The organism is Natrinema saccharevitans, assembly GCF_001953745.1.
Taxonomy (GTDB): Archaea; Halobacteriota; Halobacteria; order Halobacteriales; family Natrialbaceae; genus Natrinema; species Natrinema saccharevitans.
In genome coordinates, this window is record NZ_LWLN01000001.1 from 274,191 (window position 1) to 294,049 (window position 19,859).

A 19,859-nucleotide genomic window follows, 5' to 3' on the forward strand; every position below is an offset into this window, starting at 1 on the left:
ACACAGAGCGGACTGGAGAAGGCGCTCGGAAGCAAAGAGATGCTGATTCTGGCGTTCGGAGCGATGATCGGGTGGGGATGGATCATCCTCGCCGGCGACTGGATCAACGAAGGGGCCCGCTTGGTGCGATCGTCGCGTTTCTCGGCGGGGCCGTCGTCGTCGGTATCGTCGCGGTCATTTACAGCGAACTCGCCGCTGCGATGCCGTTAGTCGGGGGAGAACACGTCTATAGCCTCCGCGCGCTCGGACCGATCGGTTCGTTCGTCTGTACCTGGGCGATCGTCTTCGGATACGTTACCGTCGCCGCCTTCGAAGCGGTCGCGCTCCCGTCCGCGATGGCGTTTATCGTTCCCGGCTTCAATGCGATCCCGCTCTGGGACGTCGCCGGCGAACCGGTGTACGCGACGTGGATTCTCGTCGGCGTACTCGGCACGCTCGCTATCACGTACCTGAACTATATCGGAATTCGGATCGCCGCGCAGTTTCAGATCATCATGACCGTCGTCATCGCGCTCGCCGGCGTCGTCCTGATCGCCGGGGCGGTCACCAACGGGCAACCGTCGCCCGATAGCTCGTTCGGTGCCGGAACCGCCGGCGTCTTCACCGTCGTGTTGATGACGCCGTTCATGTTCGTCGGCTTCGACGTCATTCCGCAGTCGGCCGAAGAAGCCGACGTTCCGGCGCGGACGCTGGGGCTGTTGATCGTGTTCGCCGTCGGGCTGGCCGCCCTGTTCTACATGGCCGTCATCTGGGGCTCGAGTCGCGCGCTCTCCGGCGGTGCCCTCGTCGACAGCTCGCTCCCCGCAGCGGCGGCGATGGCCGAACTGTACGACAGCCCGACCGCCGGCCAACTCATGGCTCTCGCGGGTGTCGCGGGGATCCTCACGAGTTGGAACGCGTTCATCATCGGCGGCAGTCGGGCGCTCTTTGCGCTCTCCGAGTCTGGGATGCTCCCGGAACCGCTTTCGAAAGTCCACCCCGAACACAATACCCCGAGCAACGCGATCCTGTTGGTCGGCGGTCTGTCAGCGCTCGCGCCGTTTTTCGGCGAACGGATGCTCACGTGGATCGTCAACGCGGGCGGGCTCGGGATCGTCGTCGCCTGGTTCATCGTCGTCGTCTCGTTTCTGGTCCTGCGCTACCGTGAACCCGACATGGATCGGCCGTACGCGGTCCCCGGCGGTCCCGTCGTCGGCGTCCTCGGGTTCGTGGCGACGGCGATTTTCATCACGCTCTACCTGCCGGGCGGTCAATCGGCGTTGCTGTGGCCCTACGAGTGGCTCATCGTCCTCGGCTGGTGTGTCCTCGGGCTCGTCCTGTACGCGTTCTCCGGCGACAGGTCGGTCGAAACGGCCGACGAAGTGGTGCGCAGAATCGAAGCGCTGGACGAGTAACGGCCGCGGCCGATCGGTAGCCTCCGGACCGGCGCTATCGTTCCCGGTGGCGGCGACGCGAACGGCCGGTCTCGACGTCGTCGTCGACACCGAGCGTCTCCTCGCCGAGAACCCGCTCGAGTTCCCGTTCGAACGCCTCGTCGTCGAGGTCGCCGTCGACGTACCGTGAGCGAACGCGTTCTTCGGGGGCGAGTCGATTGTCGGCCGTGGCGTCCGCGTCGCTCCCGGCGCTCGAGTCCGCGTCGAACAGCGTGTGCAGTCCGACGGCGGCCAGGACGACCACCGACAGGACGGCAAGCGTCAGTACCAGCGAGAGGACGGACGCGATCACCGAGAGGGCGATACCGACGATCGTCGCGACGACGCTCAACACGACGAGCGCGAGGACGAGCGCGCCGAGCCCTTTGTACAGGACGGAACTGAGACGTCCCATAGTCGTCGTTCGGTCGATGGGCACAAAAACCACGCGGGGTAATCACACGGACCGACGTCGCCGTCGGGATCGTCAGGAACTGTTCGAGCGACGGTCGTCCGCGCCGGCCGGCGGGAGGCCGGTGCGTTCGGCTAACCCGATGAGATAGACGTCGAGCAGACAGACCAGCAGGATCGTCAGCGGAACCGCGACGTCGGTGTAGCGCACGGCGTCGAACTGCAGCGCCGTCACCACGAACGGCTCCTCGAGGCTGAGCGCGCCCGAGACGGTTCGCGCGCTCAGGAACACGAGCGCGAGGCCGTAACAGAGAAACCAGATTCCGCCGCGTTTCCACCGGCCGAGATAACAGTGGCCGAGGCCGGCGACGAGTACCGACAGCGGGTACGCCGGCCAGACCGGTCGCGACAGTTCGCTCATCGGGATCCCCTACGGACTGAAGGACAATCGGTGTTACTCTTCGTTGCAGGACGTTATTTCCGATACTGACGAATGTCGAACCGGCCGTAGCCGCCGTATGCAAGCTCGAGCGAGCCGATCCACCAGTTCCACCGCTCGGGCGGGGTTCCCTCGGGGGCGTCGGCCAACTCCTCGAGGACGATCTCGTTGGTCAGGGCGGTCCCGACGTCCGCTTCGTACCTCCCCGAGTCTGCGAGGTCGACGGCCTGTCGGACGACGACCCGCGACTGCCCCATCGTCCCGCCGAACTCCTCGCGCAGGCGAATCTCGAGCCGCCCCGGATCGATGAACACGGCTCGAGGTAGGCGGTGCAGCTACTTGACTGTTCGAGCGGACTGACCGCTGGATCGAAACGGACCTCGGATCAGTGGCCGGGAGGACGACTCGAGCGCTGCGAGAGCCGTCCGATCCGGGGAAGGGCAGGCCTCCCCCTGTTTGTCACCGCGACCGAGGCCGTGCGCGGCGCTACGCGCCGCTCACGGGCGATCGAGCGGGCCGACGACCGATGTGGAGAGCGCGGAGCGCTCGGAACGGAGGAAGGTGGCTTTTCATCGAACTTTTGCCGAGGGTGCGGCTGTGCCGCGCCCGCAGCGCAAAAGTTCGGTGGCGATCGATGATCTTTTGAGCGACCGCCGTCTTCCGTCGGGCATGGCAAGCTTCACTGTCGTCGTCGGCGATCCCGACTCGGGGATGGCCTACCAGCTCGAGGCGGAGGAACAGGACGCGAACCGCTTTATCGGCAAGTCGATCGGCGAGGAAGTCGACGGCGGTGCCGTCGGTCTCGACGGCTACACGCTCGAGATCACCGGCGGCTCCGACGAGGCGGGCCGCCCGCTCAACGAGGAGGTCGCCGGTTCGAACCTGAAGGAAGTGCTGATGGACGGTCGACAGACCGGCTACAAGCCGTCCCGCGACGGCGAGCGCCGCCGGATCACCGTCCGCGGCCGCGAGGTCTCCGACGCCGTCGCTCAGATCAACGCCTCGATCACCGAGCGCGGCAGCAGCGACGTCGACGAACTCCTCGGCGACGGCGACGACGAGTAACCCCCGTCACCTTTCGTTTTCCATGTCAGATCGAATTCCGAGCGATCACCCCTCGGTGCGGACGGTCCGTGCGACGTGTACGGAGACGGCCACCGGGGTCAAACTCGAGGTGCCGGCCGACGACCGCGACGCGTTTCCGACCGACGAAGTCGTCCGGATCGTCCTCGAGGGCGAGGAACTGTTCGCACAGATCGAGCGCGCGCTGACCGGCGACGAGCTGTCGGTACCGGGCGTCTACGAGACGCCGGACGACGCCCGCGATCCCAGCGGCGCAACCGATCGACTCCCGGCGTGGGTCGACGATCACGACGTGTCTCCCGGCGGCTCGGTACTGATCGACATCGTCGAGCCCGAGTTCCTCTACGGCTGTCGCGCGCCCGGCGAAACGGTCTTTTACGCCGCCCGCGAGCCCCCAAGCGACAGCCTGAGCGAGATCGCGAAGGACCTCGAGGGCGAGTAACCACGCGCGATCGCTGACGTGGTGGCCTGTCCGTCGCCGGCCGGATCGGCTCGAGGGCGGCGGTCGTGACGGCGCGGCCGCTGTCGGAAGTCGTCGACCGAAGCGGAGGGCAGACACAGTGTTAGCGCTGTTGGAGCGGAGACGAGCGATGCTACAGTCGGGGGAGGAACGCGTACAGCAACAGGCCGAAGGCCAGGTGTTGGACCATCGTCCGTTCGACGGTCGCACGGACGTACTCCTCGTCGTCGATGGAGTACTCCTTGGTCCGGACCTTGGCGTGCATCGAGAGGACATCCTCGTCCTCCAGGTTGTGCAGACTCGGATAGACGGTGCCCGGGCTGAGTTGGGCGCCGAAGAGGTGGGTTAGATCCGAGAGGAGTTCCTTCCCGTGTGTTTCCTCGTGGAGCGCGATGAGCATCAGGAGGATCTCGTCCAAGTTCTCCTTGATGATGGCCTCGTCGAACTGAACCTCGTCGGTCGGGAGCGCGCCGTTTACCTGCTCCATCAGTTCGTCGAGTTCGCGCTCGACGTCTCTGGTCGAGTCTTCGGTGGACCCGAGCGAGATGTCGTACGATTCCGACTGGTTGTCCGCAGTCGCCGCCCTCGATAGTTCGTCGAGTACGGAATCGGTGTCTGGTCTGTCCTCACGCATTGACGATCACTAGGTGGGAGTTCGTGACGTGGTCCCGCTCGGAACCGCCGACCACGCACCGTCGACGGTGTTTCGAGGGGGACGCCTGTTCACGACTATTGGGTTACTGGTACCGTCCCATATTAAGTAGCAGGGACGTGAACGGTACAAAAATAATATAAATCAAGTACTCGTGACTGACACACGAACTGTCTAATCGGGGATCGGCGACTGATAGTCGAGTTGCGCCGGAATAATATCTATAGTATATGGACGATAACCGGTTAAAAGTAATCGTTTGTAACACTATATCGGCCAACCCAAAGTCATTGATAACTGTTCTGGCCACTTGGAGGATATATGATCAGTGTGCCGATGGGCCATCGCGGATGATACTGACCATCTCGTCGGGGCCGTCCCGCTCGTCGTCGTCGATCCGACGTTCGACGCGCCGTTCGGCCATTCGGGCGATCATCACGTGTTCCTCGAGGTCGTCGCCACGGATCTTCGCGATGTACTCGAGGCTCTGGGCGTGTGCGCTAAAGAGCGTCCCGCTCAGTGACTCGAGGGGGTACTCGAGGGTGGTCGGTTCGTCGTAACGTTTGTTGTGGATCTCCCCCATCGAGAGCCCGCGCAGGTACGAGGTCATCTGTTTGCGGACCAGCGAACTGATCCAGCCCAGATCCTCGTAGTAGCGCAGGCAGTTCAACGCGCCGGTGGTGCCGAAGGTCTCGCCGAGAAAGCGTGCCCACTGGATGGTGGCATCGGTGCGCCCAGCCGATCGTTCGAGCGTCTCGAGGTAGGGCTTTGCGTGTGACATAGGTGGCCGGCGAAGCCGGTCTACTACGTTTCCAGTCGCGGAACGGTCAAGAAGATTCGCGTCATTACGAGCGGTGAGTCGTTCCCGGTAGAGGAGAGGGCAGAGCGATTCCGGTGAGCGGTGGTCGTACGGTCCCGCTTAGACGCTAATGACGACGTTGACCACGTACTGGGTGACGACGGCGATGACGGCCCCGAGCCACGTCATGAACACGAAATGGACCAGTCCGCTGATGATGTGTCCTCGGTCGGTGATCCGGATCATGACCGCCGAGAGCGCGGCGTTGATCAGGATCGTCAGGAGCAACAGGTACTCGATGGTCTGAATGTCGTACTGTTCGGTACTGAGCAGGTTCCCGGCGACGTCGCTCTGTTGTTCTAGGTCCATCTCGCTTGTGATTCCCATCATGATATCGACGACCTCGAGACCGACGAAAAACGAGAAGACGGCCGCCGCCGTGATGCCGTAGAGGACGCCGATCAGCGTCATCGTCGCCTGCTCGCGTTTCTCCCTGACCTTGAGGACCTCGTTCTGGTTCTCACTGATGACTCGGCCGAGGACCTGCGGATCCCCGCCCATCTGGCGGCCGATAACGTACATGTCGCCGAACTTCTGGATCAGGTAGGAGCCCGTTTCGGCGGCGAACAGTCGCCACGACCGGATGTCGTCGATTCGCATGTTCAGTCGCTTGTACAGCGCATCGACGTTGTCCGTCAGCGCGCCGAAGTCCTTGCGTCGCAGGCTCTCGAGGACGCTGCCGGTCGAGGTCTGTTTGACGCTCTCGACGGTGCCAAGCGCCCGGATGAAACTGGGGAACTCGCCGTCCCGATCTTTCACCTTCTGTTCTTCCTGGCGCATCCGCCAGCCGGGTAACAACAGCGGCGTGACGGGGATCGCGACCATGAGCGGCATCGGAACGCGGGCGGCAACGACTGGGACGATCCCGAGGACGGCAAGTACCATGATGACCGCGAGGACGACGCTACAGCCGACGCCGATCGCGAGCGCCCGCGGGATGCGGGTCAGCGGGCCGGTCCCTTCGGTCTCTTCGATGTACCAGACGGGGTCGTACGGCGAGACGACGTGGATCGCGTAGACGAACCCCGCCTGGACGATCGCGAACATGACGATGGTACCGGCGATCAGGATCGTCGGGCTGACTCCGATCAGGATCGGGAGGACGATCGCGAACACCAGCACGAACGCCACCGATAGCATCATCGACATGTACAGTTCCTTCATCACGTCGAGTTTCGCCAGATCCGACTCGTAGCGGGTGACGAACTGCTGGATGATGGTGTCCTGTTCGTCCATCAGGAACTCGCTGATCTGCTGGCCGCCCCCGACCGTGTAGGCCAGTCGCTCGAGGAAGTCGGTCAGCAGCGGGCTGGTGGTCTGTTTGGCCCGCAGTCGGCAGGCGTCGTCCAGACTCTGGTTCCACGTGTCGACCAAGGCGACGAGATGCCCCATCTCCTCCGCGAGGGCGTCGTACTCGTCTTCCTCCGCGAGGGTGCGGAAGATCTCGACCCGGTTGATGTTGGTCATCGAGAGGACGGTGATGTGGGTCAGAAAGAGATGAAAGCGCTGGCGGACCTGCTTTCGCTTGCGGTCCTGGGCCAGTTTCGGATAGATGACCGCGACGACCATCGCCAGCGCCCCCAGCAACACGACCGGGAGCGCCAGCATCAGCGAGAGTCCGAGGAAGAGAGCTATCACGGCCGTCCCGAGGAAGAAGACGAACGCGGGGAAGATGATCAGCAGGAGGTACCGCGACGCGGGCATGTCCATGTTCGCGTAGGCCCTATTGAGCGACTCGAGCGTCGATCGAGCGCTCAGATCCGGCGCGGACTGGGAGTCGGTAGACATGGTATCAGGCGAACTGGTCGATGCCGCTGATCCGGATGGGAAGCCCCTCGAGGCCGTCCCGTTGGAAGCTCGCGATCGCGTCGTTGACCTCGTGATAGCCCAGCACGTCGGCGTCGATCAGTTGGCGAATGATCTCGGCCCGCCGGTCGAGTTCGTCGTAGATCTTCCGGGTGTCCTCGTAGCCGAGCAACGTCGCGATCTGTTCCTCGAGGACGTAGGAGTTGTTCCGGCCGGTAAAGGCGACCTCGTCGTCGCGGGGGTCCCACTTGAACGCCTGTCGGGTGACGACCCCGCCCTCGTAGTCGGAGTAGCCCTCGATCTCCTGGACCGACGTGACCCGCCGGAGGACGTCGTCGCCCTGCTTGACGCGGTTCTGGAACAGCGCGACGTCGCAGTTGTCCATGAACGTCTCGGGGACGTTGATCGGTGCCCCGGTAAAGCGCTGGATCATCGAGACGATGTCGCTGGCGTGGAAGGTCAGCATGACGGGGTGACCGGTCTGGGCCGCCTGGAACGCCATCTGGCCTTCCGCCCCGCGGACCTCGCCCACGACGATGTAGTCCGGCCGGGATCGCAACGCGGCGGCGACCAGGTCGAACATGTCCACGTCGGCCGACTCGTCGCCCGACCCCTCGCGGGTGAGCAGTTGCTGCCAGGTGTTGTGGGGCGGGATGACCTCCGCGGTGTCTTCGGCGGTGTATATCTTCGCGTCCCGCGGGATAAACGACAGCGCCGCGTTCAGTGTCGTCGTCTTCCCCGACGCCGTCTCGCCGACGACGAAGACGGTCTGTTCGTTCTCGAGACAGAGCCAGAGGTACGCGGCCAGCTCCGGGCTCAGCGTTCCCCACTTCGTGATCTGGAACACCGACAGCGGGATCTCCTCGCCCTGTCGGATGGTCAGGGAGGGGCCCTGTACCGAGACGTCGTCGGAGTAGATGATGTTGATACGCGAGCCGTCGGGCAGCGTCGCGTCGATCACCGGGTCGGAGTCGCTGACCGGGTGGTTCATCCGCTCGCCCATGTTGCGCAGCCACTGCTCGAACTCCTCGGGGGTCCCGAAGTCGACGGTCGCCGAGATCATCCCGTAGGTGCCGTGATCGAGGTAACACTGCTTGGGCCCGATCACGTGGATGTCCTCGTTAGCTGGGTCAGTCATCACGGGCTCTAAGGGACCGAGCCCGACGATGTCGCGCTGGAGCTGGTAGCGCAGCCGCGTGAATTGATCCTGCGAGAGCGCGATTTTGCTGGTACCGAGCGACTTGAGCCGACCGATCGACTGCCCCGCGATCCCCGACCCGACCGCGACGACTTCGTCGAGCAGTTCGTCCAGGTGTTCCTCGAACTCCTCGTCGTCGCCCGGTGCCGGCCGGGTGACGCTCTTGTCGAGGATTCGCTGCCGGATGCGGTTGTACAGTGCCTTGTCCTCGCTTTCCAGGGTCGGCTCGACGCAGTAGTAGGTGGTGTCGATTCCCAGATCACCGTGGACGTGACAGAAGATCGGCTCCTCGGCCGTGTAGATGACGTTGGGCCGGTCGGACTCCCACTCGCCGCCGGGCTCGTCGATGAGTTTCGGGTACTCGTTGTACTCGTCGTGAAACCACTCGAGGTGTTCCCGGAGGTGTGGGTACTCGTCGGCCAACGTGTCGAGTTCGCTCTCGAGTCGTGCAGTCCCGAAGTCCGACATTATGCCACCGTCCTGCTGACGATCGAGACGCCACGGCCCTGCTGGACGCTGAAGCCGATGGAGTCGTCGACCGGACTCTTCATGTTCTGGAACCGTCGGACCAGGATCTTCCGCCTGATCTCCTGACCGACCGTGCTCGTCTCGATCTGAAAGTAGATATCGGCCACGTTCTGCAGCGGCCGTAAGGCGTCGTCGGCGACGCTGGTCGGATCGACCGTCAGGACGACCGACTTGTCCTTCATCGTCATCTGTCGCAGGAACGTGACCAGCCGCTGGATGACGTGGTCCTCGTCGCCGTCGTCGATGACGCTCTCGTAGTTGGGATCGTTTCGCAACAGTGACGAGAGGGTATCCACGAAGACGACATCGGCCTTCCACAGCGTCTTGGCGTCCGCGAGGCGGGCGAGCAACTGCCGTTTCCGGCCCTCGTCGTGGGTGTCGACGTTGGCGTGCAGGAACAGCAACTGCTCGTCAAGCAGCAGGTCGACCACGTCATAGGACAGCGAGTGCATCTGCTGGACGAACTCCCACGATTTCAGCTCCGTCGAGACGTACGTGACGTAGGCATCCTCCGTCGCCATCCCGTAGGAGAACCGCTGGGTGAGGGCGCTCTTGCCCGCCCCGTCCTGACCTTCGATGAGTACGATGCTGCCCGCGGGGACCCCGCCGCCGATGGCGGTGTTCACGCGATCCCGTCCTGTCAGTCCGATCGAGTAGTAGTCCGTCATGGGACGTAGAATTCGAACACCTCCTCCGCGCCGTTGATCGTCACGACGACCCGGTGTTCCGCGTCGGTCGCCAGCGACCGATCGATCTCGAGTTGCGCGACGGTTCCCGACCGCCACTGGCTGCCGCCGTCGCGGACCGTTACCGTGAACTCGTCGCTCGAGACGTACGTGCCGTTGACCAGTACGTCGAGGTCGCTCTCGTCGGTTGCAAGGGTCTTCTGGCCGGTGTTTTTCACCAACAGCGTGATGTTTTCCGACCCGTCGGAGTCGTACACCGCGTCGCTGCCCGGATCGCTGATGATCTCGATGTCGGTGTCGATCTTGTCGGTCACGTCGCCGCTGTGGGCCTCGACCGAGTTACTGATCTCGTTGACGTTGGTCACCAGCGTGCCGGCGACGCCGGCGGCGACCAGCATCGCGGCGATGAACAGGATCAGCGTCGAGACGGAGTCACCTGCCATCGGTCACACCCCCGTCACCGTCTCGGCGACCCCGTAGTCGGTCACGACCTTCGCCCTGTCCGGTCGCGGCGTCGACACCTCCATCGTCAGCGTTTCGCCGGGTTGCCACAGTTCCCGACCGCCGTCGCCGTCGACGCTGGTCGCGTACGACTCTTGGTAGACGCCGTCGAGCAGCAGCGCCGTCTCCGGAACCGACAGCGTCGTCGACCCGGTGTTGTCCACGCTCATGGTGAAGTTTTCGTCGCCGCTCTCGTTGTAGCTCCAGGACGCGACCTCGATCCCCGTGTTCCGCACGTCGAGCTGTCGGTCGTCGCGGTCCGCGATCGCGTCTCGCCGTTGTTCCTGTGCCGTCTGGAACACCGGGTACGCGATCCCCGCCGCGACGAGGACCCCGACGAAGACGATCGCCGTCGCGCCGCTGGTACTGAATCCCACGTTCGATCACCGTTCCCCGTCGGCCGCGATCACGGTCACGCCTCCGTCTCCGCGTCCGGTTCGACCTCCTGCTTCGTCTCGTGGATCTTCTGGAGTTTCATGATGTAGGTGTAGCTGTCCGCGTGGTCCTCGGCGGTCAACTCGTCGGGCGTCGCCCCCGGATCGACGTGGATGTCGAGGTCCGGGCCGCTGAGCGTCGCCTCGAGGTGGGCCTTGACGTCCTCGCCGATCCAGCCGATCTCGGCGTAGTAGGAGATCGCGCGCAACGTCGCCGCCGGGCCGGCCGTCCGGACCAACTCGGTGAGCCACTCCAACACGATGATGTCCGTCGCGTACGTGTCCGCGAGCGCCTCGAGGGTGACGTCTGAATCGCCGTCTGCGCCGTCCGTCTCGTCTTCGATCGGGTCGGCGTCGGCCGAATCATCGACGCTGTCGGTCGCCTGTACCTCGACGCGGGTGTCGTCGTCGCCGTCGATCTCGGTCTCGAACGCGAGCCGTTCGCCGTCCCCGTCGCGCCGCTGGGCCGCGTCCTCGATGACGCCTTTCAGGTCGTCGAACGAGACCGATTCCTCGCCGCGCCGGGAGCGGTCGTCGACCGCCGTCTGGCGCGTCTCGGTCCCGCCGTCGGTCACCGACTCGTCCTCGCCGAAGACGCCGAACCCGTTTCGCTCCTCGCCGTCCCCGGTGAAGGGGTTCACGTCGTCGGTCAACATGTCGTAGACCCCCAGTAGCTGCCGGACCGTGTCGTTCATCTCCTCGACCTGATCCGCGACCTGCTGTTGGGAGTCGCGGACCGAGCCCAGCTCTGACTCCTTGTCCGCGAGCTGGTCCTCGAGTTCCTCGATCCGGTAGTGCAGATCGTCGAGGTCCTCCTCGTCGCTCGAGCCGCCCCTGCCGAACAACCCACCACCGCCGCTGTCGGACTCGGACTCGCTCGGCTCGGCCGTTTCGGCCGGCTCGTCGGAGCCGTCCTGCGTTTCCGCGTCGGCCGCGGACTCGGTATCGCCGTCGTCGACCTCGCCCTGCTGCCGGCGCTGCTCGCGCTCCCGGCCTCGACGACCGCCGCTGTCGCTGAGGAAGTCTTCGAGCAGGGTTCGCAGGGAGTCGAGTCCGAAGTCCATGGCTACCTCCGTGCCGCTCGATGTGTCGCTGTCAGTCGCCGATAGCGGCGGTCCCCGTCGTCCGATACGGTCATGCTACTCACTCGTAGCGGGGGTGTTCGTATAGATGTCCGCTCGAGTTCGCCCCCCGAATCGGCCCGCGTTTCGAGTCGTGAGTCGAGTCTCGATACGCCGGCTGAAGTGATACTGAGCTTGATACTCCGGTTAGCCCTTGTCTCCGTCGGGGTACATCCCCAGAATCTGTGATGCCAACGGCCTCGTCACGCGCCGGCCTTCGGCGGGATACGACCGGTGTCCCGTCGCCACGCCTACGGAGGGAGCGGCGGGTTCGGCCCGTCGAGCCGGCGGGTGACGTTCGCGTTCGCGCGGACGGCACGCGTCGCGACGACGCGGCGGCGACGAGGACGGCATGCAGGGTGTACACACTATGTTCGAAGCAATAACAGACTACGACAACGACGACCGCGGGCAGGTCGGGATCGGGACGCTCATCGTGTTCATCGCGATGGTCCTGGTCGCGGCGATCGCGGCAGGGGTACTGATCAACACGGCTGGTGTTCTGCAAACGCAGGCATCCGACACCGGCTCCGAAACACAGGAAGCAGTTGCGAATCAGATCGAAGTGACACATGCTAGTGGGAACGTGACTCCTGGGTACGGGGATGGACGGACTGTCGACGTCGTCAACCTGTCCGTCATGAAGTCGGCTGGTTCCGACTCGATCGATCTCGAATCAATGACGATTCAGTATACGAGTTCGTCTGTTGACCAGACGTTGACCTACGGCGGTAATAATTTCGTTACTCCAGACTACAGTAGTGATGGAACAAGTGGACTCACGAATACGGCAGACACCTATACTGATGGCACATCCGCTGCAAACCACACGGCCTTTGCAACGGAGAACATTGCCGGTGATGATGGTGGTGACACTGAACTCATTAGCACTGATGACCGAGTAAAGGTTACACTATTTGTTGCCGCAATTGAGGAAGGGTCCGGCGCAGACGGGGATGTCAATGCAGATAGTGGTCTCACGGGTGGTGAGAGTGCAACGATTAAGCTGACGGACCAGTCCGGTGCGGAATTCTCCTACGGCATCAGTGTTCCATCGACCTTCGGCAACAAACAAATCGTGGAGGTGTGACGATGTTCGAGAAAATAACTGACGATAATGAGCGTGCACAGGTCGGGATCGGGACCTTGATCGTGTTCATCGCGATGGTCCTGGTCGCAGCGATCGCAGCGGGCGTCCTGATCAACACGGCTGGAGTCCTGCAAACGCAGGCCTCTGACACCGGCTCCGAAACGCAAGAGGCGGTCGCTAATCAGGTGGAGGTCACACATGCATCTGGGAACGTCTCCGGAACGGACAAGATCGATTCGGTCAACCTGACGATCATGAAATCGGCCGGTTCGAACGCGATCGATCTCGAGTCGATGACGATCCAGTACACCAGTGATAGCGTCGACCGGACGTTGACTCATGGTGGAAACGACGTCGGAGCCACTAATGATGTTGATTATAGTTCCAGTACTACTGATGACCTTGGTGTCTTAAATGCCACCCAGTTCGCGACCAACAATATCGCTGGCGACGACGGTGGCGATAATGAACTCATCAGTACCGACGACCGAGTGACAGTTACACTTCAAGTAGCCGCAATTGAGGCTGGTGCAGAAGGTGACGGTTCTGCTACGCCACTTAGTGAGGGCGATATCGAGAACCTCAATGAAGACGGTCTCGAGGGCGGAGACAGCGTCACGCTAACGCTAACCGACCAGTCGGGCGCCGAGTTCACCTACGGGATCAGCGTCCCGTCGACCTTCGGGAACAAGCGCATCGTGGAGGTATAGATGTTCGAACGACTCGTAGACGAACGCGAGCGCGGGCAAGTCGGGATCGGGACACTCATCGTGTTCATCGCGATGGTCCTGGTCGCAGCGATCGCTGCGGGCGTCCTGATCAACACCGCTGGCGTTCTACAGACCCAGGCGTCTGATACGGGATCAGAAACGCAGGAGGCCGTTGCCAACCAGATCGAAGTCACCCACGCTGCCGGTCAGGTTAGCGGCGATGTCGTTGATCAAGTGGATCTGACGCTCATGAAGTCGGCGGGGTCGAACGCGATCGACCTCGAGGCGATGACCGTGCAGTACACGAGTTCCAGTACTGATGCGACTCTCACGTACGAAGACGGCACCACTGATGGAGACCACTTCGATACGGAAGAACTAGCTGGCGTAACCGATGGAACGTCGCTAACGACGACTGAAGACCGAGTTAAACTCATGCTAAATACCGCTGCGCTCGAAGGAGGAGGCGGCAGTGAGACTACGGGTCAGGCTACGTTGGATCTAGTCTCGGATGGGTCTGAAGTCGATACCGCAACTATTGACACGCAGCCCACATCCGGTGGTGATTTAGTCTTCTCGGTGGGAAGCAATTCGGGTTCATTCGACTCTGAAACAATCACTATCTATGATAGTACCGATAGTTCTATCGGAACAATAGATGGAAGTGCTAGTGAAACGGAAGTTACAGTAGATAGTGGAGACTTCAGTGATGGCGAGCAATTGACTGCGGAGGTCACGGACGGTAATGGAGATACGGTCACAGTTGACTATGCCTCAAACGGCGCTGGTCTTGAGTCCGGTTCGAGCGCGACCGTTTCGCTCGTCGATCAGTCCGGTGCGAAGTTCACCTACGGGATCAGCGTCCCGTCGACCTTCGGCAACAAGCAGGTCGTCGAAGTCTAACGTATAGCCTTCCAACCAACTTCTCGCACACACTATGACCCCCAACGGTTCACAGGACGACGGTATTCTCACCCCTGACGAGCTGCAGCTCGAGGACGAGAACGTCGCGAAACTGAGTGAGAACCGCTATCTCGTCCGAGCGGACGCTGCCGACGAGGAGCCGTCCGCCGACGCCACGACGATCACCGACTCCGACGCGAGTTCCACGCACCTCGAGTCGGAACGCGCACAGACGGCGTCGGAGACGGCCCTCGCCGACGCGGCCGAACCGCACGGGGTCGACATCACGCTGAAGACCGACGGGGAGATCGCACACCATCACGCGACGTCACACGACGTCCGCGAGGTGTTCGTCGACCTCCTGACCTGGTACGCGGGCCAGCTCGACGACGACATGTCGCCCAGCGAGGCGCTGCGGGTCATGCTGGCCGCGTCCGATCTCGAGGTCTGAGACGACCGTCACCCGTCGAACCGCTCACGAACGACAGGGCGTGAGTAGACAGGGTACCACGGCGTTTCCTTTTTGTCGCGACTCCAAGGCGACCAGTGGCGACCGACGGTTCGATGAACCGCGAATACGGTCCTTTTTCCACCTCGAGCGCGAATCCGGGGCCATGACTGACCAACGCGCGGAGTTCCTCGCCGGCGAGCGCCCCGAGGACGTGGCGCTGTTTCTGGCCGACTCGTACGTCTCCGACGACCGCCTCGAGCAGTTCGGCGACGCCGTCGCGGACGGGACGCTGATCGTCGTCGACGGCGAGCGCGGCCGCAACGCGTTCCAGGCGGCGACCGGCACCGGGGCGATGGAGTTCGCCAAGTCCGCGATGAGTACCGAAGGGGAGATCGACGCCGACCTCGCGGGCGCGCAGTGTCCGGACGCGGGAGACGACGGCGACCACGCGATCCAGTTCGTCTTCGCCTTCGCGGAGGAACAAAACGAGGAGGTCGGCGGGATTTACGCCGACGGCGACGTGATCCACGCCTACGCCCAGTGTACCTGCGGCACGGCGTTTTCCGACCGCTGGAACGTCACCGAGGCGTAGCTTCCGGGAGAACCCCAGTCAACGGTCGGCCACAGGCTTTTGCGTCTCACCGTCGTGTTCGCTGCCATGAGCGCGACCGAAACCCCGTCCGAGACCCGCCGCGGGTTCGGTCTCTCGAGTCGGGACGCGCGGGTTATCGGCGGCGCGAGCCTGCTTATGGCGATCAACGTGATCGTGATGTACATCCTCGCGGTGACGCCGCTGGCGGCGGTCAACGACGCCCTCTTCGCGTTCCCCATCGTCGGCGCGCTCGCCTACGGCGCGGCGATCGTGGCCGGTCAGCTGGTCGCCGAGCGCGGCGTCTCCGGCGGCGATACCGGGGTCGCGGTCGTCGGGATGGTGATCCTGCAACTGGCCTTCGGCGTCTTCGGGGCCGGCGTGTTGCGGTTCGTGCCGCGGGCGTCCCAACTGACAGTTCTCGCCGTGACGGCCGTCGTCGTCGCGGTGCTGACGGCGGTCATCGCCGCCTACGTCTACGCCCGCTCGAGCGACTTCGATCACTGGGGATCGTACGCCAACTACGCCTTCATCGGCGGGCTCGTCGCCATCGCCGTCGGAACCTTCTACGCGCCGGTGTTGCTCGCCGGCTTCGTCCTGCTCTTTCTGGGCTTTCTGCTGCGACTCGGCTGGGAGATCTGGAAGGTTCGAGACGAGCGGACGGCGTCGGTCGCGCTCCAGACAATTGGCGTCTACATCGCCGTCGCCGGCGTCTTCGTCCACGTGTTGCAACTCGTGTTGCGGTACGTCGCGTCTCGAGGGTAGGGGCGTACTCGAGCGATTGTTTCACAAACGGAGTGAGCGATACGGAACGTGGCTGTGGGACGGAGGTCTGCTATCGGGGCAACACGGAGGGGCCACGCCCTCCCCAGCCGATTTCTCCCCACGGGTGCATCGCACCCGTTCGGATGGTTCGCGGGACCTGTGGTCCCGCGCTAACGCTCGGTCGCGAGATTCCCTCGCTCATCCCTCGCACAGTGTCGTCTCCCGTCCTCACTATCGTTCGGCCGGTCGACAGTGCGCGCCACCGCATACCAGCCGGTCAGCACGGAGTGATGCCTCGGTGGCTTCGCTCTCGGTAGCAAGAGAAAAACCGGTATGGGCGCTCTTCGAGCCGATCAGCTCTCGCTGGTGTCGCCGCTCTCGTCTTCGTCCGCTTCGTCGACGACCTCGCGGAACGCGTCGAGGATGACCTGTTTCGTCACCGCGCCGCGGGTCGTCCAGTGGTTCGCGAAGTCGAGCATGTCGTCGTAGACGTCGGGCTTGCAGCCGGCGGCCTTCGGGTGGCCGCCGCCGTTTACCTTCCCCGCGACCTCGTGGCAGCGGTCGAACGCGTCGGTGCCCCGGATCGAGGCCGAGCCGGCGGGTTTGACGATCACCGAGGCGTCGGCCCCTTCCTCGCGCATCGCCTCCGCGACCTCGTTTTGCGAACAGCGGCCGTAGGTCACGCCGACGGTGTAGCCGCCGATCTCGCGGTACTCGGCGCGCCCGACCGCCCGGTCGATCAGCGCCTCCTTCTCGACGCGGCGTTCGGCGATGAAGTCTGCGACCCACGCGGGCAGGTCGGCGCCGTACTCGCGGACGACCTCGACGTACTCCGCGGGGTCGGTCCAGTAGGCGTAGTCCGCCAGGTCGTCGCTGCGGGGGTCCTCGCGCAGCCAGAGGTCGTGGTCCCGCGTCACGGCGGCCAGTTCCTCGTACATCGGGTCGAACTCGTACTCGAGCGAGCGATAGACCACGTCGGCGGAACACTCCTCCTCGGAGTCGCCGATCGCGAGGTCGACGCCGGCCTCGCGGACCGCCGCCGCGACGTCGTCGCCCCACTGATGGTGGTCGTACCACGAGACGCGATCGGCCGTCTCGAGCGCCGCGTCGAGTTCCGACTCGACGTACTCGTATCTGTCCGGCGCGAGGTCACAGACGTAGAGATCGATCCCCTCGTCGCCGTACTCGGCGACGCGAGCGAGCGCGTCCTCGACGTCGTGGGGACTGGCCGGAAGCAACGCGACGCCGTGGGGCGTCGGATCGGATTCCGCGAGCGGGTCGTCGGCCTCGCCGACCGCGACCGCCAGTTCCGCCTCGTCGCCGTCGTCGGTCGCGTCGGCTGCCGGCTCGGCCTCGTCGTCGCTCGCAGCGCCCTCGTCCGCGTCGTCGGGCTCTGGTACGTTTCCCACGTCGTCGTAGGCCTCCCGGAGCAGGGCCACGCAGGCCAGTCCGTCGGCGTCCGGATCCGCGACGACGGCGACCTCGGCCCCCTCGAGGGCGACCGCGGCCTGCTGTTCTTCTAAGTCCTCCTCGAGGTCGTCTGGCAGAAAGAAGCCGGTTCCCGGGAGGACGGATTTCCGCGAGAGGGGGAGATCGCCGCTCTCGATGAGTTCGTCGTACATGCTTCCCCGTGGGTCATCGGTGGGCAAGTAACCGCCGGTCTCGAGAGCGCCGCGGGCCGGCAGCGGCGGCCCGCGGAGTCAGGCGTCGACCGCCGCCTCGTCGCCGTCGTCGGCCGGATCGAGCTGACGGACGGTCAACACGGGCACGGGCGAGGTGCGGACGACCCGCTCGGCGACGCTGCCCAGCAGGAGCCGGTTCTCGCCGTGGCGACCGCGGGTTCCGGTCGCGACGACGTCGGCGTCGACCTCGCGGGCGTACTCGCAGATCTCGGCGGCGGGCCGGCCGTCGCGGATCGCGGTCGTCACTCCCCTGTCGGCTCGGTCCTCGACGGTGGCAAGCGCCGCGTCCGAGGTCGTCTCGAGGGCGGTGCGGAGTTCGTCCCGGAGCTGCTGGGGCGAGGCGTCGACCTCGCTGGCGTCGACCACCGAGAGGGCGTGGACGTCGGCCTCGAAGCGGGCGGCGAGATCGAGCGCGACGTCGACCGCCCGTTTGACGCTGTCGGAGCCGTCGGTCGCGACCACGACGGTATCGAACATAGCGGGGGGTTTCGCTCGCGAGCGCTTAAACTTCCCCGTTCGACGGGGCGAACGGCTGCCGGCGCGCCGCCGCGGTGGGGTGGCTTTTTCATGCCGGCCCACCCACTGCCGCGTATGGACGCCAGCGAGCCGTTTACCGTCGACACCGTCCTCGCGACGGTCGACGGGAGCGAGGAGTCAGCCACCGCCGTCGAGTACGCCGTCGCCGTCGCCGACCGCTACGACGCCAGCGTCCACGCGCTGTTCGTCCTCGGACGCGGGGTCGTCCGCGGGTTAGACGCCGGCACGGTCGACGAGACGGACGTCGCGGAGACGACCCAGGAGTTCTTCGACGACGTCCGCCGGATCGCCGACGACGCGGGCGTCGACCTCGCGACCTCAGTCGACGACGGCTTCTCGCAGACGCGCAAGACCCGCCACCCCGGCAACGTCGTCCTCGACACGGCCGACGCCGTCGACGCCGACTTCGTCGTCCTCCCTCGGGAGCCGGTCACCGGCACCGAGGCGGAGGTCCTGGAGCAGGCGGCCGAGTACGTCCTCTCCTACGCGAGCCAGCCCGTGCTGTCGGTATAGCGAGGGCGCCAGCTCCGGCTCAGTCCTCGGTCTCGAGCAGGATCGCCATCTCCTGTTCGAAGCTCTCGGTGCCGGTCGACTCGAACCCGACCCGTTCGTAGAGGGCGATCGCCGGGTTGTTCCAGCGCTCGACGGTCAGCCAGACGCGTTCGATCCCGATCTCGGCCGCGTAGCCCAGCAGATTCTCGAGCAACACGGTGCCGATCCCGGCCTGCTGATAGGCCTGCAGGACGAAAATCGCCAGCTCCCACTCGATGTCGGCGTTGTCCTCGATCGCCGACGGATCGTCGGTGTCGGGGACCAACATCGCGTGGCCGATGGCGTCGTCCTCGTGGGAGGCGACGACGTTGACGCTGTCCTCGCCGATCGTCTCGAGCCAGTTGCGGATGCGGCTCTCGCCGGTCGGCGGAATGCCCTGTGCCCGATCGGCGGGATCGAACTCGAGGTACATCTCGACGACGTCCTCGAGTTCACCCTCGGCGAACGAGCCGACGGCGCGGATCTCGATGGCGCGATCCTCGCGGTCCTCGATCGTCGCCGGCGGCGCGGGAAACGGTCCGGACGGTTCGTCCGGGTACTGACGCGACCCCGACATCGTTATCGCACCAACTTGACGGTCGTGGGGGCGTTCAGCAGGACGAACTCGGTGATCGGCCCGAGCTGTATCTTCCCCATCGGGCTCAGCGTCCCGCCGCCGATGACCAGCTGGTCGTACTCGCCCTGTTCGGCGTAATCGACGAGCGCGCTGCCCGGATCGCCCTCGAGTTTTTCGACGGGTCTGTCCTCGAGGCCGGCCTCGTCGAGGGCCTCGCGGGCCTGCTGGTACATTTCGTCTTGCGATCGCTTCGACTCGGGCTTGTCGACGATGACGACGGTCAGGTCGTCGCCGACGTCGGTCGTTCGCTCGATCGTCCGTCGGAGCGTCTTCACCGACTCGTCGCTCCCGCCGAGACCCAGTAACACGTTCATGCACGTGACTGTGAGCCGATACACGAAAACGGTTGTGCCCCGTTTCGCCGAACTGCGGCG

Annotated in this window: 23 protein-coding genes and 2 pseudogenes; 10 read left to right on the forward strand and 15 right to left on the reverse strand. The window is 64.4% G+C overall.

What is annotated here, in order from left to right:
• The first annotated feature begins 39 nt into the window (after window positions 1–39).
• Window positions 40–1,394: pseudogene (locus A6E15_RS01405) on the forward strand (APC family permease).
• A gap of 34 nt (window positions 1,395–1,428) precedes the next feature.
• Here A6E15_RS01405 and A6E15_RS01410 read toward each other — a convergent pair.
• From A6E15_RS01410 to A6E15_RS01420, 3 genes are all read right to left on the reverse strand, one after another.
• A complete protein-coding gene (locus A6E15_RS01410; RefSeq protein WP_076143065.1) occupies window positions 1,429–1,827 on the reverse strand; it encodes a hypothetical protein in 399 nt (132 codons plus the stop codon).
• 72 nt (window positions 1,828–1,899) lie between these two features.
• Complete coding sequence (locus tag A6E15_RS01415) at window positions 1,900–2,244, reverse strand: hypothetical protein (protein ID WP_076143066.1); 345 nt, start codon at window positions 2,242–2,244, stop codon at window positions 1,900–1,902.
• A 53-nt stretch (window positions 2,245–2,297) separates the two neighbouring features.
• The gene (locus A6E15_RS01420; RefSeq protein WP_076143067.1) at window positions 2,298–2,576 is read right to left on the reverse strand and encodes a hypothetical protein; all 279 of its coding nucleotides are present in this window, start codon (window positions 2,574–2,576) and stop codon (window positions 2,298–2,300) included.
• 355 nt (window positions 2,577–2,931) lie between these two features.
• Here A6E15_RS01420 and A6E15_RS01425 point away from each other — a divergent pair, with 355 nt between their 5' ends.
• Together A6E15_RS01425 and A6E15_RS01430 are read left to right on the forward strand one after the other, a co-directional pair.
• Window positions 2,932–3,327, forward strand: a complete 396-nt coding sequence (locus tag A6E15_RS01425) for a 30S ribosomal protein S6e (RefSeq protein WP_076143068.1) — start codon at window positions 2,932–2,934, stop codon at window positions 3,325–3,327.
• Between the two features lie 22 nt (window positions 3,328–3,349).
• A complete protein-coding gene (locus tag A6E15_RS01430) occupies window positions 3,350–3,787 on the forward strand; it encodes a DUF7112 family protein (RefSeq protein ID WP_076143069.1) in 438 nt (145 codons plus the stop codon).
• A 151-nt stretch (window positions 3,788–3,938) separates the two neighbouring features.
• Here A6E15_RS01430 and A6E15_RS01435 read toward each other — a convergent pair whose 3' ends face one another.
• The 8 genes from A6E15_RS01435 to A6E15_RS01470 form a co-directional block, all read right to left on the reverse strand.
• The gene (locus A6E15_RS01435) at window positions 3,939–4,439 is read right to left on the reverse strand and encodes a helix-turn-helix transcriptional regulator (RefSeq protein WP_076143070.1); all 501 of its coding nucleotides are present in this window, start codon (window positions 4,437–4,439) and stop codon (window positions 3,939–3,941) included.
• Window positions 4,440–4,782: 343 nt separating this feature from the next.
• Window positions 4,783–5,238, reverse strand: a complete 456-nt coding sequence (locus A6E15_RS01440) for a FlaD/FlaE family flagellar protein (protein ID WP_076143071.1) — start codon at window positions 5,236–5,238, stop codon at window positions 4,783–4,785.
• Window positions 5,239–5,376: 138 nt separating this feature from the next.
• Complete coding sequence (gene flaJ, locus A6E15_RS01445) at window positions 5,377–7,104, reverse strand: archaellar assembly protein FlaJ (protein WP_076143072.1); 1,728 nt, start codon at window positions 7,102–7,104, stop codon at window positions 5,377–5,379.
• 4 nt (window positions 7,105–7,108) lie between these two features.
• The gene (locus tag A6E15_RS01450; protein WP_076143073.1) at window positions 7,109–8,788 is read right to left on the reverse strand and encodes a type II/IV secretion system ATPase subunit; all 1,680 of its coding nucleotides are present in this window, start codon (window positions 8,786–8,788) and stop codon (window positions 7,109–7,111) included.
• Complete coding sequence (locus A6E15_RS01455; protein WP_076143074.1) at window positions 8,788–9,516, reverse strand: ATPase domain-containing protein; 729 nt, start codon at window positions 9,514–9,516, stop codon at window positions 8,788–8,790. The genes A6E15_RS01450 and A6E15_RS01455 overlap by 1 nt, the downstream gene beginning before the upstream one ends.
• The gene (locus tag A6E15_RS01460) at window positions 9,513–9,977 is read right to left on the reverse strand and encodes a flagellar protein G (protein ID WP_076143075.1); all 465 of its coding nucleotides are present in this window, start codon (window positions 9,975–9,977) and stop codon (window positions 9,513–9,515) included. The genes A6E15_RS01455 and A6E15_RS01460 overlap by 4 nt, the downstream gene beginning before the upstream one ends.
• A gap of 3 nt (window positions 9,978–9,980) precedes the next feature.
• Window positions 9,981–10,412 (reverse strand): flagellin, encoded by a 432-nt coding sequence (locus A6E15_RS01465; RefSeq protein WP_076143076.1) that lies wholly within the window; start codon window positions 10,410–10,412, stop codon window positions 9,981–9,983.
• 35 nt (window positions 10,413–10,447) lie between these two features.
• A complete protein-coding gene (locus A6E15_RS01470; RefSeq protein ID WP_076143077.1) occupies window positions 10,448–11,533 on the reverse strand; it encodes a FlaD/FlaE family flagellar protein in 1,086 nt (361 codons plus the stop codon).
• A gap of 427 nt (window positions 11,534–11,960) precedes the next feature.
• On the opposite strand from A6E15_RS01470, the gene A6E15_RS01475 reads away from it, so the two are divergent.
• The 6 genes and pseudogenes from A6E15_RS01475 (at window position 11,961) to A6E15_RS01500 (ending at window position 16,098) form a co-directional block, all read left to right on the forward strand.
• On the forward strand, window positions 11,961–12,680 hold the full coding sequence (locus tag A6E15_RS01475; protein ID WP_076148130.1) for an archaellin/type IV pilin N-terminal domain-containing protein: 720 nt from the start codon (window positions 11,961–11,963) through the stop codon (window positions 12,678–12,680).
• A 2-nt stretch (window positions 12,681–12,682) separates the two neighbouring features.
• Entirely contained in the window at window positions 12,683–13,390 is a 708-nt protein-coding gene (locus tag A6E15_RS01480; protein ID WP_076143078.1) for an archaellin/type IV pilin N-terminal domain-containing protein, read from the forward strand.
• Window positions 13,391–13,870: pseudogene (locus A6E15_RS21285) on the forward strand (archaellin/type IV pilin N-terminal domain-containing protein); the annotation flags it as partial.
• Window positions 13,871–14,327: 457 nt separating this feature from the next.
• Window positions 14,328–14,744 (forward strand): DUF7500 family protein, encoded by a 417-nt coding sequence (locus A6E15_RS01490; RefSeq protein ID WP_076143080.1) that lies wholly within the window; start codon window positions 14,328–14,330, stop codon window positions 14,742–14,744.
• 163 nt (window positions 14,745–14,907) lie between these two features.
• Complete coding sequence (locus A6E15_RS01495; protein WP_076143081.1) at window positions 14,908–15,336, forward strand: DUF5807 family protein; 429 nt, start codon at window positions 14,908–14,910, stop codon at window positions 15,334–15,336.
• Window positions 15,337–15,402: 66 nt separating this feature from the next.
• Window positions 15,403–16,098, forward strand: a complete 696-nt coding sequence (locus A6E15_RS01500) for a hypothetical protein (RefSeq protein ID WP_076143082.1) — start codon at window positions 15,403–15,405, stop codon at window positions 16,096–16,098.
• A gap of 353 nt (window positions 16,099–16,451) precedes the next feature.
• Here A6E15_RS01500 and A6E15_RS01505 read toward each other — a convergent pair whose 3' ends face one another.
• Window positions 16,452–17,720 carry a DHH family phosphoesterase gene (locus A6E15_RS01505; RefSeq protein WP_076143083.1) on the reverse strand — a complete coding sequence of 423 codons (1,269 nt, stop codon included), beginning with the start codon at window positions 17,718–17,720 and terminating at the stop codon, window positions 16,452–16,454.
• A gap of 78 nt (window positions 17,721–17,798) precedes the next feature.
• A complete protein-coding gene (locus tag A6E15_RS01510; protein ID WP_076143084.1) occupies window positions 17,799–18,257 on the reverse strand; it encodes a universal stress protein in 459 nt (152 codons plus the stop codon).
• 114 nt (window positions 18,258–18,371) lie between these two features.
• Between A6E15_RS01510 and A6E15_RS01515 the strand changes: the two genes are divergently transcribed.
• On the forward strand, window positions 18,372–18,830 hold the full coding sequence (locus A6E15_RS01515) for a universal stress protein (protein WP_076143085.1): 459 nt from the start codon (window positions 18,372–18,374) through the stop codon (window positions 18,828–18,830).
• Window positions 18,831–18,849: 19 nt separating this feature from the next.
• Here the strand turns inward: A6E15_RS01515 and A6E15_RS01520 are convergent, their stop codons facing one another.
• Complete coding sequence (locus A6E15_RS01520; protein ID WP_076143086.1) at window positions 18,850–19,425, reverse strand: GNAT family N-acetyltransferase; 576 nt, start codon at window positions 19,423–19,425, stop codon at window positions 18,850–18,852.
• A 2-nt stretch (window positions 19,426–19,427) separates the two neighbouring features.
• On the reverse strand, window positions 19,428–19,799 hold the full coding sequence (locus A6E15_RS01525) for a universal stress protein (protein WP_076143087.1): 372 nt from the start codon (window positions 19,797–19,799) through the stop codon (window positions 19,428–19,430).
• Window positions 19,800–19,859 lie beyond the last annotated feature (60 nt).